Raw genomic sequence first — 13849 nt, 5'->3', positions numbered from 1 at the left:
GCGAGTAAGCAATTTAGCGCTAAGGTGCTGCCCATGAAGCGTGCCGCGACGATCGCCCTCACCGCCCTCGCCCCCATCTCGTGGGGCTCCACCTACGCCGTCACCACCGAGTTCCTGCCACCCGACCGGCCACTGTTCACCGGGATGATGCGCGCCCTGCCCGCGGGGCTCGCGCTCCTCGCCCTCACCCGCGTACTGCCGCGCGGCGCCTGGTGGTGGCGGTCGGCCGTGCTCGGTGCGCTGAACATCGGCGCGTTCTTTCCGCTGCTCTTCCTTGCCGCCTATCGGCTGCCCGGTGGTACGGCCGCCGTCTTCGGCTCCATGGGGCCGCTCTTCGTGGCCGGGCTCGCGATGCTGCTGCTCGGTGAGCGGCCCAGCCTGCGCACACTGCTCACCGGGGTCGCCGCGGCCCTCGGGGTGAGCCTGGTCGTCCTGCAGGCCACCGCCACGCTGGACGCCGTGGGCATCGCCGCGGCGCTCGCTTCCAGCGGCTCGATGTCGGCCGGAACCGTACTCACCAAGCGGTGGGGGCGCCCGGATGGCGTCGGTGCGCTGGTCATGACCGGCTGGCAGCTGACCGCGGGCGGGCTGCTGATCGCGCCGATCGCCTTCCTCTTCGAGGGGGCGCCGCCCGTGCTCGACGGCCGCAACCTCGCTGGTTACGTCTACCTCGCCGCGGCCAACACCGCCGTCGGGTACTGGCTGTGGTTCCGCGGCATCGGGCAGCTGACCGCGACGCAGGTCACCTTCCTCGGGCCGCTCTCCCCGCTGACGGCGGCCGTGATCGGGTGGGCGGCGCTGGGCGAGTCGCTGACGCCGGTGCAGGTGGTCGGCATGGTGATCGCGCTGAGTGCGGCGCTGGTGGGGCAGGTGGTGGCGGGGCGGCGACCGCGACCGGAATCGTTTAGCTCACCTGAAAAGAACGGTCAGAAGTTTTCGATGGACCTAACGAAGGAGAAGCTGGGACGGTAGCTCACGTCAACCGAACAGCGCACCCCGACAGGGGAGAGAGCAGGAGATACGCAGTGGCGATCCTGGACCGCACCCGTACGCACGAACCGACCGCGAGCACGCAGCCGAAGAGGACGGCCAGGGTCCAGCAGGTCTCCGGCCTCGGGCTCGTCCTCGCGGCGGTCGCCACAGTCGTCTGGTCCGGCAGCTTCGTCACATCCCGCGCCCTCGCCGAGACCGTCCCGCCCGTCCAACACGCCTTCTGGCGCTGGATCATCGCGCTGATCGCCGTCGCCCCCTTCGCGGCCCGCGAGGCCTGGCGGCAGCGGGACGTGCTCCGGCGCCACCTCAAGTACGTTCTCGTCGCCTCGTTCCTCGGCGTCACCACGTACAACACCCTGGTCAACCAGGCCGGAATCTCCACATCGGCCGGAAACATGGCCATGATCATGGCCGCTTCGCCGGTCTTGATGGCCCTGTACGAACGCCTCGGCGGCACGCGGCTCGGCGCCCGCCGCACTCTCGGCATGCTGATCGCCTGCGCGGGGGTGCTGCTGCTGGTCAGCAAGGGCTCGCTGGCGATGGACTTCACCACGGGGGATCTGTGGATGCTCGCCGCGGCGCTGTCCTTCGGCTCGTACAGCGCGCTGCTGCGCCGTAAGCCCGCGGGCATCGGCGGGCTGGCCTTCCTGTTCACCACGTTCGCCCTCGGCGCGCTGATGCTGGCCCCCTTCTACGGCGCGAGCCTCGCCCTGGAGGGCGGCTTCGAGGTCACCACGGGCACGGTCGGGCCGCTGCTGTACGTCGGCGTCGCCTCGTCCGCCGTCGCCTTCTTCGCCTGGAACAAGGCGATCGCGCTGGTCGGCGCGGCCCGCGCCGGGGCCGTCTACTACCTGCAGCCGGTCTGCGTCGCGGGCCTGTCCTTCGTCATCCTCGGCGAGTCGGTCGGCGTGCTGCAGCTCGCCTGCATGGCCCTGATCCTGGGCGGCGTGATCCTGGGCTCGTCCCGCGCCCACTGACATACCGCGGGAGGGCCGGGCTCACCCAGCCGGGGGAGGCGGATCATTCCGGCAGGCGACGCCAACTCGCCTGGCCCGATGCGACGTTCAAGGCATGACGGATGTCGAACGTACAACCACGACGGTGAGCGCGCCCTGGCAGCGGCGGCCGCGCTGGCTGGTGCCCGCGACGCTCTGCTGGGCTGTGACCTTCGGCGGGTTCGGCCTCGCCTGCGCGCTGACCGGTACGCCGCTCTTCTACCAGGGTGATGACCCGATACCGGCCGGGGCGGCCTGGCTGCTCGTGGCGGTGGCCGCGATGGCGGCGGGCGCGACGCTCGCCGTGGCCCGGTCCGGTCCCCGGCCCGCGCTGCGAGCTCTGCTCTGGGTGGCCTGCGCGCTGTCCGCGGTCTGCGCGTTCGCGCTGCTGATGGACGTGATCACCCTGGTCTTCGGCCAGGAAGTGGACAGCGTCGTCGCCGCGACGAACCACGTACTCGGCGCGCTGGGTGCCGTCCTGCTCGCGGCAATCGCCCGGTCAGACCGGCCCATCGGCGACGCACCCGACGCGACGGTCGGGTCGGACCCGGTCCCGGCTCCCCGCCGGGTACGCCTCACCGCCTACGCCGGAGCCGCCGCGTTCCTCCCGTACGCGGCGATGAAGACCGTCTGGGCCCTCGGCGGCACCTTCGCCGGGCTGAGCGGCGAGCAGATGCGCGCGATCTCCGAACACAACGGCGCCACCGAACTCTGGCTCACCCTGGAGTCCTGGGGTCTCGACCCGACCGCGCTGCTCGCCGCGCTCGGAGTGTTCCTGCTCTTCGGTCTGGTCCGGCCCTGGGGGCAGGTCTTCCCCCGCTGGACCCTCGTCCTGCACGGCAGAAGAGTGCCCCGCTGGCTCCCGCTCACCCCGGCGCTGATCGGCGCCGCCACGCTCGCGCCGTACGGGGCGGTCGGCGTCAGTTACGCGGCACTCGGCACGGCCGGGCTGGTGGACATCCCGGCCGGTGACTTCCCGTCCCCGGCGGACGCCCTGCTCGTGAGCTGGATCGGGCTCGGCGGCTTCGCCGTGTACGGTGCCGCGCTGCTCGTCGCCGCCCGCTCGTACTGGCTGCGGACCCGGCCGTCGGCGGCGGTGCGACGCGGCTGACCAAGGCCGCCGCCATGGGCGACGGACCCTGGTCAGTCGGTGCGGTGCCGTTCGTCAGACGGCCTCGATGCGCCACATCTGGTGGGGCTCGCCCTCCCACGGGTCAAGGGTGAGCTGGGTGCCTTCCTTCTCGCTCCTGAGCGTGGCCACCCCGTTGACGTACGGGAAGTGCAGCCGGAACTTCCCGTCGCCGACCGGCTCGATCGACCACATCACGTAGTCCGGCTGGCCGGCGATCAGCGGCGGGAAGATCCTTACGTCGCTCAGGGCGAAGTAGGTGACTCCGGAGCTGATCTTGCTGCGCAGGGCGTACGTGTTGCTGCCGCCGGGCGACGGCTGGAGCTCCCACTGCTGGTTCTCACCCTTGTGGTAACTCCACCCGATGATCGGGGTGTTGGGTTCCGGCTGACCGCCACTCAGGTCGGCGACCCGGTCCGCGTACGCCGCGTTCCTGACCACGTACAGGCCGCTGGACAGAAGCTGGGGCATGGAGCCTCCTTGAGACCGCGGGTGTCTGGTGAGCCGATCGGGTCGTACGTGTCGGTCCTGCCGATCGGGCTTCATCAAGGTAGGAGGTGGCCATGCGTCTTGTAAGCGGTAGTTCAAGCCGATAGATGCCTGTTAGGAGTGACTGATTGGTAAATATCACTTCTGTCGCTTTAGTCGCTTGGGTGTCGGACCGTTGCGTCTGTCCCGGTCGTCTCCGCCGCCCCGTGACTGTGGGATTCCCACAGAAGTGGGCCGCGGGGGCTGGTCGAAGGCTGTCGCGTGTGGGAGATGGGGGTGGGTGAGGATGGGTGGGTGCCTGTTCTCCTGGATCCCGCCGACGCCGGGTTCGCCCGCGACCCGTATCCGTACTACGCGCGGCTGCGCGCCCAGGGCCCCGCGGTGCGCACGCCGCTGGCCAACGGGACCCACGCCTGGCTGGTGACCGGGTACCAGGCCGCGCGTACGGTCCTGTCCGACCCGCGGTTCTCCAACGTTCCGGCGCCGCGTGCGGGTCGGCCGAAGCCCGACTCGGCGGCCGAGCGGGCCCGCGCATGTCTGGCCCGGCACATGCTCAACCTCGACGCTCCCGACCACAACCGGCTGCGGCGCTTGGTCACCGGCGCCTTCACGCCGCGTCGGGTCGACGCGTTGCGGCCGCGGATCGAGCAGCTTGTCGGGCCCCTGGTGGCGGACGTGCAGGCGCGGCTGGAGGGGGGCGGGGTCGCCGATCTGGTGGACGCGTTCGCCTTTCCGTTGCCGGTTCTCGTCATCGCCGAGCTCCTTGGCATACCTGAGGCCGACCGGACCGATCTGCGCACGTGGACCTATCGGGTCGGGTCGCCCGCCGACTCGCTGGCGCCCGGTGAGGTGGAGGAGGCATGGGGGAGTCTGCACACGTACTTCAGTGAGCTGATCGCCCACAAGCGGCGGGCGCCCGGCGATGACCTCTTCAGCGCGCTGGTGCATGAGGAGCGTGAGGGCTCGCTGGATGACGGTGAACTGCTCGCGCTGGCTTTTCTGCTGCTCTTCGCGGGCTATGAGACGACGATGAATCTGTTGTCGTCGGCTTCGTTGCTGCTGATCAGTCATCCGGAGGAGCTCGGCGCGGCACGGCGGGAGGGCTCGCGGCGGTGGGACGCGGTGGTCGAGGAGACGCTGCGGCACGCCAGTCCGCTGGAGGGCGCCACCTGGCGGCGTACCACCGAGGAGGTGGATCTGGGCGCGGGTGCGGTCATTCCGGCCGGGGAGTCGGTGCTGGTGGTGCTGGCCGCGGCCAGTCGGGACCCCGAGCACTTCGCCGAGCCGGACGTCTTCCGGCCCGCGCGCTATCTGGCTGGTGCGGGGCGGGCCGCCGGGCATGTGGCGTTCGGGCACGGGGCGCATGTCTGTCTGGGGGCCCGGCTGGCCCGGCTTGAGGCCACCATCGCGCTGCCGATGTTGTTCGGCGCTCTGCCGGGGCTCGCGCTGGCCGACGCCGTCGACGCCATCCCGTACCGGCCGGGACTGCTGGTACGAGGCCCGCGGAGCCTGCGCGTCCAGAGGCTCTGAGGTCGCGCGCGGCGGGATAGGTTGCGCCGCATGACCGAGTGGGACATCAAGAAGCTCCAGATCCTGCGCGCGCTGAGCGAGCGGGGGACCGTGACCGCCGCCGCCGAGGCGCTGCACATGACCCCGTCGGCGGTTTCGCAGCAGTTGAGCAATCTCGCCAAGCAGCTTGGTGTCACGCTTCTCGAAGCGCAGGGGAGGCGGGTGCGGCTCACCGACGCGGCCCATCTGGTGCTGCGGCACGCGGAGGCCGTGTTCGCTCAGCTGGAGCGGGCCGACGCCGAGTTGGCCGGGTATGCGCGGGGTGAGGCCGGGGAGGTGCGGGTCGGGGCGTTCTCCACGGCGGTGCCCGCCCTGGTGGTACCGGCCGTACGGCAGTTGCGGGACGCCGCGCCCGCCCTGGAGGTACGGGTCAGGGAGGCCGAGGCGGCCCAGGCGTACGAACTCCTCGCCGGCGGCGCCGTGGACCTGGCGTTGTCGCTGGCCGCGCACGCGCCCACCGCGCGGGACCCGAGGTTCAGCCGGGTGCCGCTGCTGGCCGACCCGCTGGATGTCGCGCTGCCGGTGGACCATCCGCTGGCCGGGGGAGGGGCGGTGCGGCTCGCGGATCTTGCCGGAGAGCAGTGGATCTTCGGGGGGAGCGGGCCCTGGTCGGAGATCACCACGACCGCGTGCGAGGCCGCGGGGTTCGTGCCGGAACAGGCGCACAGCGCGGCCGGATGGACGGCGATCCTGGCGATGGTGGAGGCCGGGATGGGGGTCGCGCTCGTACCGCGGATGGCGGTCGCCGGGCGGCGGTCGGGGGTTGTCGTACGGGTCCTGGACGGGGACCGGCCCCGGCGCCATGTGGTGGCCGCGGTGCGGCGCGGGGCCGAGGAGGGGCCCGCGGTGGCCCGGGTGCTGGGTGCGCTGCGGGATGTCGCGCGGGGCAGGGGTGGCGCCAACCAGGAGGAACCCGGGCGGGGTTGAGGGTATGGTCCGGTCGCGTGGGCCCCATCGGCCCGTTCGGCTGGTTCACAGGGCCGTTGCGGCGGCCCGGTTGGGGGGTATAAGTGAGCGTCGAGTTCCTGCTGACCACGCTGGTGGTGGTCGTGACGCCCGGCACCGGCGTCATCTACACGATGGCCGCCGGACTCGCGCGCGGCACCCGCGCCGCCGTCGTCGCCGCCTTCGGCTGCACCCTCGGGATCATTCCGCACATGCTCGCGGCGATCACCGGCCTGGCGGCGCTGCTGCACGCCAGTGCGCTGGCCTTCCAGATCCTCAAGTACCTGGGCGTGGCCTACCTGGTGTACATGGCGGTCAGCACCCTGCGGGACAAGGGAGCGCTCACCGTGGAGCGGGACGACACCCCCCGGTCCGCGCGGAAGGTGATCCTCTCCGGGGTTCTGGTGAACATCCTCAACCCGAAGCTCACGCTGTTCTTCTTCGCGTTCCTGCCGCAGTTCGTGCACACGGGCGCGTCCTCCGCCGTCCCTCAGATGCTGCTGCTCAGTGGTGTGTTCATGCTGGTGACGTTCCTGGTCTTCGTCGGGTACGGGCGGTTCGCCGCCGCGATGCGCAACCAGGTCCTGTCCCGGCCGAAGGTACTGACCTGGATGCGCAGGGTGTTCGCGGGCGCGTTCGTCGGGCTGGGCGCCCGGCTGGCGCTCACCTGAACCACCGCCGGGGCCGTGTGGTTACGACGTAGCGGGGGCTTCGGTGTCCTCCCTGGCCAGTACCTGCATCGGTACGTGGTCGGGGTGGGCCATCGCCGAGGCCGCCTCGCGGGTGGTGTGGCCTGGCACCGTGCGCAGCCGCCAGCGGGCGAGGATCGTCGCCAGCGCGATAGTGGCCTCCGTCCAGGAGAAGGTGTCCCCGATGCACTTACGGTTGCCGCTGCCGAAGGGCACGAAGGCCTGGCGCGGGATCTCGGCCTTGCGCTCCGGCAGCCACCGGTCGGGGTCGAACCGGTCGGGGTCCGTGTACAGGCTCGGGTCGCGGTGTACGGCGTACAGGCTGAACGCCACCTCGGTGCCTTCGGGCAGGCGGAATCCGCCGATCTCCACCGGCTCCGTGGTGCGCCGCATCAGCAGTGTCACCCCGTGCAGCCGGATCACCTCGTCGAGCACGCGCTTCACGGCGGTCAGTCTGGGCACGTCGTCGATGGTCACCGGGCGGGTGCCGACCACCTCGTCGATCTCCGCGAGGAGTTCCCGCTCGGCCTCGGGGTGGTGGGCCAGCTCGTGGAACGCCCAGGACAGGGTCGAGGCCGTAGTCTCCGTTCCGGCGAAGAGGATGGTCACCAGTTCGTCGCGGACCTCGTCGTCCGTCAGTGACTCGCCGGTGTCCGCGTCGCGCGCTTCGAGCAGCACCGAAAGCAGGTCGGGGCTGCCGGTCTTGCCCGCCTTGCGGGTGCTGGCGATCACCTCGTCGATGACCTTGCGCATGCTGGCCGTGGCGTTGTCGAACGCGCGGTTGGGGCCGATGGGCAGCCGGTCCAGGGCCTTGGGGGATGCCGCCCGGATCAGCATGTTCTTGAGGATGACCGGCAGGTTCTGCCGTACGGACGCCACTGCGGGACGGCCGATGTCCGTGGAGAACATCGTCTCGGCGAGGGTTTCGATGGCGAACTCGCCCATGACCTGGTCCACGGCGATCTGCTGGCCCGGTGTCCAGGACTCGGCCAGCGCGAGTGAACGGCGGCTCATGATGTCCGCGTAGCCCGCGATGCGCTGCTTGTGGAACATCGGCTGGATCAGTCGGCGGTTCCTGCGGTGCACCTCACCCCCGGCCGTGGCCAGGCCGTTGCCCACCAGCGGCCGGACCCGGTCGTACAGCCTGCCTTTCTCGAAGCTGCGCGCCCGGGTCACTGTGACCTCGTGGATCAGCGCGGCGCTGGTGGCGACGTATACCGGCATGGTGCCCAGGTTGATCCGCACCAGATCACCGCTCTGCCGCAACGACCTGAGGAAGCCCAGCGGTTCGCGCCCCAGCTTCCACGCGTGGCCGAGCAGCGGCATGCCGCCCGGCACCTTCGGCACACTCGCCACATCGACCGACGTCTGGTCGGAGGTCTGCTCTACGGACATCCTGGCTCCTCGTTCTCAGGCGGTCCGCAGCGCGGCCGCCGTGGGGACGGCGGTGGGTAGGCTCGATCCGTGCGGGATGCCGCCGATGGAGGGGAGTTCCCACCACCAGGAGATGGCGGGGATGTCCAGCGGATCGTCGCCGTAGTCCGTGGCGGTGTCGGAGAACACCGACGGCAGGTTGGCGGGGTCGTCCGGGGTGGTGTAGCGCAGCGAGGTGATGCCCCAGTCCTGGGAGCCGCGGATGAAGTGGCCGAGGCTGACCAGGTACTGGCGCAGCTGCGGACTGGCCTGGGCGTCCAACTCCTCGCGCAGCCGCAGGAACCGGCGCATCACCCGGTCTCGCTGGGCTATCGCCGCGGTGAGCGCCTGGTCCTGGCTGAGCGCGTACTCGTGCTCCAGCACCCGGATGGCGTTCAGGTAGTAGCCCGGGCCACGGCTCTCCTTGTGGTGCGAGAAGATGTCGTTGTCCCAGGTGATGATGAACGACGCCATCTCGGTGGCGGCCCTGACCGCGGTGTGGTCACGCTCGCTGGGGTGAAGTTCGTAGCCGTGCCCCATCTCGAGCATGGGCAGCACCACGGTCGTCGCGCCGTCGTAGAGGCGCATCAGGGTGTAGTCGCCGAGCGTCGGCACGCTGCCGTCCGCGCGGTGCGAGGCCTCCCACACCACACTGAAGAAGTACTCCCGCAGCGTGTCCACCCAGCGTGCCGCCTGCCCTGCCGTGCCGTACCGGTCGATGCGCCGCCGCAGGTCCCGCAGCCCCTCCGCGAGGGGGTCGCCCAGCAGCAGCGGGGCCTCGGGGTTCTGCGCGACCCGCAGCAGCCGGTGCAGATCGCCCGAGAGCTCGCCGGGACGGTGGCCGAGCGCGGACTCCTCGCACCAGCCGTCGTCGACGCCGAACAGCCACAGCACGAAGTCCGCTAGCAGCGAGACGACCTCTTCGCGGCCCTCGGGCAGGATGCGGGCCGCGAAGGTGCCGATGTCCTGCTGGACGAGTCGGCCGCGCAGCTCGGTGGACCCGATGGCGAACTCCTCTGCCCAGATCGCGGTCTGGGCGTCGATGGCCGCATGGCGCGGATGGATGGCCGACGGTATCGGGGCATACGTGGGCGGAACTATGAGATCTGGCACCGCTTCTGATGATCCTTCCGGTGGGGGAAGCACGCCCGGAACGGGGACAGGGGCGTGTGATGCAGGTCAGCGAAGTCGGTTGAGGAGCCTGCGCCACCACGGCCCGCGGGAGGCCCGGTCGTCCGTGGGCACGGGTGCCGGAGCCGGGGCAGCCGGCGGGAGGGGCTGCTTGTTGGCGGCCGCGGGGGGCGGCAGGACGGTCTCCTGGGTGTTCGAGCGCGGGGGCGCGAACCGCACCGGGAGGCTCTCCAGACGCCGGGACAGCCAGGCGGCACGCGAGTGAAGTCCCGTTTCCGGCACCGCCAGTCGCAGGTCCGGCAGCCGCATCAGCAGGGTGTCGATGCCGGTGTCCGCGATGGCCCGGCCGATGTCCTGGCCGGGACATTCGTGCGGGCCCCGGCTGAACGCCAGATGGGACCGGTTGCCCTGGACGGGCGTGGACAGGTCGGGGCGGATCTCCGGGTCGACGTTGCCAGCCGCGACACCGAGCAGGAGCATGTCTCCGGCCTTGATCAGCTGGCCGCCGAGCTCGATGTCGCCGGTGGCCCAGCGGCCCGGGACCGCCGCCAGCGGAGGCGCGTCCCACAGCACCTGCTCCAGGGCGTCGGGCAGTGTCATATGGCCGCCGGACAGGCTGGCGCGGAAGCGCTGGTCGGTGAGGACCATCCGCAGGGTGTTCGCGATCAGGTTGACGGTCGTCTCGTTCGCCGCGATGAGGACCAGCCGCAGATGCTCGAGCACCTCGTCGTCGGTGAGGTCCGAGCCATGGCCGATCAGCCAGGACGGCAGGTCGCGGCCGGGAGCGGTGTGCTTGCGCTCCACCAGCTGCCGCAGCGTGCCGACGATCAGGTCGTTGCTGGCGAGCGCCGTCTCGCTGCCCTTCATCAGGTCCAGGGCGGCGTTGACCAGTTGGGGACCGTACTCCTCGGGCATCCCGAGCAGCTTGGTCATGACAAGCATCGGCAGCCGCTCGGCGAACTCGGTGATCAGATCGGCCTGACCCGCGGTGGCGAACTCGTCGATCAGCTGATTGGTGTACCGGGCGGTGTAGCGGCGGATGCCGCGGCGGTCGAGCCGCTCCAGGCTGTCGGTGACCGCGCCGCGCAGCCGGGCGTGCTCCTCGCCGTCGGCGAAGACGCAGATCGGCTGCCACGCCACCATCGGACGCAGCGGGGAGTCCTCGGCGACCTTCCCCTCCTGGAACATCCGCCACAGCCGGGAGTCACGCGAGAAGCGCGCGGGCGACCGCATCACCTCCAGGTTCTCCCGGTACCCGAGCACCACCCAGGCCGGCAGATCGCCGTGCAGGAGCACCGGCGCCACCGGGCCGTGCCGCTGCCGCAGCGACTCGTACAGCGCCAGCGGATCGGCCTCCGCTGCGGGCCCGTACAGCCGCTGCAGCTCATCGGGGCTCTTGCCGTGCGCCGGGCAGCCGGGCGGCGGCACCGCGGCCGGGTTCGGGGCGGATTCGGGGGTGGTCACGAGGCCTCCGTGGTCACGGCGAGGGACTGCAGATAGCGCATCAGCGTCATCAGGACGTCCCGGCTCGAAGCGCGCGAGCGGGCGTCGCAGACGACGATCGGCACCGAGTCCGGCAGGTCAAGCGCGCCGCGCAGCTCGTCGACGGGGTGGTCGGGGGCGTTGGGGAAGGAGTTGACGGCGACCACGAACGGCACACCGCGCTCCTCCAGACGCCCGATCACATCGAAGCTGACCTCAAGCCTGCGGGTGTCGACCAGGACCACCGCACCGAGCGCGCCCTCGAACAGGCCGCGCCACAGGAACCAGAAGCGCTCCTGGCCCGGAGTGCCGAACAGGTACAGCACCAGCTCCTCGTTGATGCTGATGCGGCCGAAGTCCATGGCCACGGTGGTGGTGGACTTGCGCTCCACCCCCGCCGTGTCGTCGACGCCGACCCCGGCCTGGGTCATCGTCTCCTCGGTGGTCAGCGGCCTGATCTCACTGACCGAGCCGACCAGAGTGGTCTTGCCGACTCCGAAACCGCCGACGATCACCACCTTGACCGCGGCGGTGGCCGTCTCCGGCAGCACATCCTCACTCCGCGGCCCCGCGGCCGCCTCAGAGCTTCTGAAGTCCATCGATCACTGCCTCAATCAACGCGATGTCGGGAAGTCTGGCGGGCGGCACGGGCGGCCGCGAGGTCACCCGCCCGTCGGCGAGCAGATCACTGAGCAGTACGGTCACCACGCTCACCGGAAGCCCCAGATACGCGGAGATCTCGGCCACCGACAGCGGACGCTGGCAGAGCCGTACGATCGCCGCCTGCTCCGGCTGCATCCCGGGCTTGGGCCCCGACCTGGCCACGATCAGGGTGACCAGGTCGAGTGCGGTGGGCGCGGACGAGCCGCTGCGCCCACCGGTGATCACATAGAGCCGTTCCGGGCCGCCTTCGTCCCAGTGCTGGCCCGGGCCCGGCTGGGTCACCTGGCGGCCTGCCCGTCCTGCCGCGGCGGGCTGCTCAGGTGCTCTCCGATCCGCAGTACGAGGTCCCGCATCCGCTGGCCCATCAGACCCGCGTCCACGCCTTCGTCGGCCAGTACGGCGAGGTACGCGCCCGCACCCGCGGCCATCAGGTAGAAGAAGCCGCCGTCCATCTCGATGACGACGAGCCGCATCCGGCCCTCGCTCTGCGGGAGTTCGGCCGCGACCGCGCCCGCGAGGCTCTGCAGCCCCGCACAGGCGGCGGCGAGCCGGTCCGCGGAGTCGGTGTCCGCCCCGTACTGGGCCATCCGCAGGCCGTCGGCGGAGAGCACGACGACCTGTCGGGTCTGCGGTACACCCTCGGCCAGGTCCTTGAGCATCCAGTCCATATTGGCCAGGTTGCCCTGCTGCTGAATCACTGCTCGTTCCCCTTGCTTGCCGACGCCGGTGCGGCGCCGTGGTCCTGGCCGGACGGACCGGCCTGTGTGGTCTGCTCCGGGTCGGTCACAGCCCGGGCGTTCTCGCCGGAGAGCCCGCTCTGGAACGCGGCCAGCCACATGCCGGGCTGGACCGGTGCGGCGGACTCCTGATCGGGGGCGGCCTGCGGCGCGGCGTCGGCCGGTGCGGTGGTCGTCGGGGCACCGGGTGCCGGAACGGCGGGGGCCACGGCGGTCGGCCTGCGGCGACGCTGCGGCAGGCCGTTCGCGGTGCGCTCGGTCACCACGGGGGCGTCGTCCACCGGCGCGGGCCCGGTCACCGGACGGGGTGCCGGGGCCGGTGTCCCGGCGGCGGTGGTGCGCGGGCCCGACGAGGTGCCGATGCCGTGCGCCAGACCGGTCGCCTCGGCCACCGTGGTGATCAGCTCCTGCGGGACGACCAGCACGGCCCGCACGCCGCCGTACGCCGACGGGCGCAGCGACACCTGGAACCCGTACACCTGCGCGAGGCGGCCGACCACGGCGAGGCCGAGCCGCGGGGTCTCACCCAGGTCGTTGACGTCGATGCCCTGCTGGGCCTGCTTCAGCATCCGCTCGGCCCGCTTGCGGGCCTCCTCGCTCATCGAGACGCCGCCGTCCTCGATCTCGATGGCGATGCCCGACTGCACGTCCACCGCGGTCAGATGGACCTTGGTCTGCGGCGGCGAGTAGCGGGTCGCGTTGTCGAGCAGCTCGGCCAGCGCGTGGATCAGCGGCTCGACCGCAGTGCCGACGACGGCGATCTCGGAGACCGAGTGCAGCTCGACGCGCTGGTAGTCGATGATCCGCGACATGGACCCGCGCAGCACCGAGTACAGCGGCACCGCCCGCGACCACTGGCGTCCCGGGCGGGCGCCACCGAGCACGGCGATGGAGTCGGCGAGCCGGCCGATCAGCGCGGTGCCGTGGTCGATCCGCAGCAGGTCGCCGAAGACGTCCGGGCGCTGTCCGTGCCGGTCCTCCATCTCCCGCAGCTCCTGGGCCTGTTGGTGCACGATGGCCTGGACGCGGCGGGCGATGTTGACGAAGGCGCGCTGCGCGGAGTCGCGCAGGTCCTCCTCGGCGGTCACCGCGTCGACCACCGAGCGCAGCACCGCGAGGTGAGCGGCCGGGGCCCGCAGCGAGTCGAGTACGTCCTCGGGGAACTCGCCCTTGCGCAGCCGCGCCACGACGTCGGGCAGCAGCTCGTCGGCGAGGCGTACGGTCTCCGCCTCCTGGCGGGCCAGAGCCTCGTCCCGCTCGGCGGCCGCGGCCTGGAGCCCGGCGATCTCACGGCCACGGCGGGACGCGACACCACAGGCGACGGCGAGCGCGAGGACACCGGCGCCGCCCGTGAGGAGTATGGCGGTCCTGGCGCCGGAGCCGATCAGGGCCGCGGCCAGCACCGTCAGGGCGGCGGCAGTGGCGGGCGGCAGAAGCCAGAGCGGGAAGGGGGACTTGGGACTTCCTGGGGATGTCCCCGTGCGAACCCTCTGCACTGCAGCTCCTGTACGTACCGAAGATCACCGGACCGCTTCGTAGCGTAGCGCGTTGGGAGTAACGTCAGGGAGTCGGGTGTGTGTTGAGCTGGTAAGTGCGGTAAGTGGCTCGTCTTGA

At 71.3% G+C, this 13849-nt stretch carries 14 protein-coding genes; 6 read left to right on the top strand and 8 right to left on the bottom strand.

The genetic code is table 11. The features are described 5' to 3' along the window. Window positions 1–33: 33 nt before the first annotated feature. From U9R90_RS28770 to U9R90_RS28760, 3 genes are all read left to right on the top strand, one after another. Window positions 34–972 carry an EamA family transporter gene (locus tag U9R90_RS28770; RefSeq protein WP_411059593.1) on the top strand — a complete coding sequence of 313 codons (939 nt, stop codon included), beginning with the start codon at window positions 34–36 and terminating at the stop codon, window positions 970–972. Between the two features lie 53 nt (window positions 973–1025). Next, entirely contained in the window at window positions 1026–1970 is a 945-nt protein-coding gene (locus U9R90_RS28765; protein WP_411059592.1) for a DMT family transporter, read from the top strand. A gap of 94 nt (window positions 1971–2064) precedes the next feature. Continuing rightward, entirely contained in the window at window positions 2065–3099 is a 1035-nt protein-coding gene (locus U9R90_RS28760; protein WP_411059591.1) for a hypothetical protein, read from the top strand. Between the two features lie 54 nt (window positions 3100–3153). Here U9R90_RS28760 and U9R90_RS28755 read toward each other — a convergent pair whose 3' ends face one another. Beyond that, window positions 3154–3588, bottom strand: a complete 435-nt coding sequence (locus tag U9R90_RS28755) for an RICIN domain-containing protein (protein WP_411059590.1) — start codon at window positions 3586–3588, stop codon at window positions 3154–3156. Window positions 3589–3900: 312 nt separating this feature from the next. On the opposite strand from U9R90_RS28755, the gene U9R90_RS28750 reads away from it, so the two are divergent. From U9R90_RS28750 to U9R90_RS28740, 3 genes are all read left to right on the top strand, one after another. Beyond that, complete coding sequence (locus U9R90_RS28750) at window positions 3901–5136, top strand: cytochrome P450 family protein (protein WP_411059589.1); 1236 nt, start codon at window positions 3901–3903, stop codon at window positions 5134–5136. Between the two features lie 30 nt (window positions 5137–5166). Further along, window positions 5167–6102 carry a LysR family transcriptional regulator gene (locus U9R90_RS28745; RefSeq protein WP_411059588.1) on the top strand — a complete coding sequence of 312 codons (936 nt, stop codon included), beginning with the start codon at window positions 5167–5169 and terminating at the stop codon, window positions 6100–6102. Window positions 6103–6185: 83 nt separating this feature from the next. Further along, on the top strand, window positions 6186–6791 hold the full coding sequence (locus tag U9R90_RS28740; protein ID WP_411059587.1) for a LysE family translocator: 606 nt from the start codon (window positions 6186–6188) through the stop codon (window positions 6789–6791). Window positions 6792–6812: 21 nt separating this feature from the next. Here the strand turns inward: U9R90_RS28740 and U9R90_RS28735 are convergent, their stop codons facing one another. The 7 genes from U9R90_RS28735 to U9R90_RS28705 form a co-directional block, all read right to left on the bottom strand. Next, on the bottom strand, window positions 6813–8204 hold the full coding sequence (locus U9R90_RS28735; RefSeq protein ID WP_411059586.1) for a cytochrome P450: 1392 nt from the start codon (window positions 8202–8204) through the stop codon (window positions 6813–6815). A 15-nt stretch (window positions 8205–8219) separates the two neighbouring features. Beyond that, the gene (locus U9R90_RS28730) at window positions 8220–9335 is read right to left on the bottom strand and encodes a selina-4(15),7(11)-diene synthase (RefSeq protein ID WP_411059585.1); all 1116 of its coding nucleotides are present in this window, start codon (window positions 9333–9335) and stop codon (window positions 8220–8222) included. A 66-nt stretch (window positions 9336–9401) separates the two neighbouring features. Then, window positions 9402–10817, bottom strand: coding sequence for a cytochrome P450 (locus U9R90_RS28725; RefSeq protein ID WP_411059584.1), 1416 nt, complete (start codon window positions 10815–10817; stop codon window positions 9402–9404). Beyond that, window positions 10814–11434, bottom strand: a complete 621-nt coding sequence (locus U9R90_RS28720; protein ID WP_411059583.1) for a GTP-binding protein — start codon at window positions 11432–11434, stop codon at window positions 10814–10816. The genes U9R90_RS28725 and U9R90_RS28720 overlap by 4 nt, the downstream gene beginning before the upstream one ends. Next, window positions 11415–11780: a DUF742 domain-containing protein gene (locus U9R90_RS28715; protein WP_411059582.1), complete on the bottom strand. Its 366-nt coding sequence runs from the start codon at window positions 11778–11780 to the stop codon at window positions 11415–11417. Before U9R90_RS28715 ends, U9R90_RS28720 begins: the two co-directional genes overlap by 20 nt. Then, window positions 11777–12166 (bottom strand): roadblock/LC7 domain-containing protein, encoded by a 390-nt coding sequence (locus U9R90_RS28710; protein WP_411059831.1) that lies wholly within the window; start codon window positions 12164–12166, stop codon window positions 11777–11779. The genes U9R90_RS28715 and U9R90_RS28710 overlap by 4 nt, the downstream gene beginning before the upstream one ends. A 26-nt stretch (window positions 12167–12192) precedes the next feature. Continuing rightward, complete coding sequence (locus U9R90_RS28705; protein ID WP_411059581.1) at window positions 12193–13731, bottom strand: sensor histidine kinase; 1539 nt, start codon at window positions 13729–13731, stop codon at window positions 12193–12195. Window positions 13732–13849 lie beyond the last annotated feature (118 nt).

Source organism: Streptomyces sp. E11-3, assembly GCF_046540415.1.
Taxonomy (GTDB): Bacteria; Actinomycetota; Actinomycetes; order Streptomycetales; family Streptomycetaceae; genus Streptomyces.
Note: the sequence above shows the minus strand (reverse complement) of the source record. Positions and strands in the feature narration are given on the sequence as shown.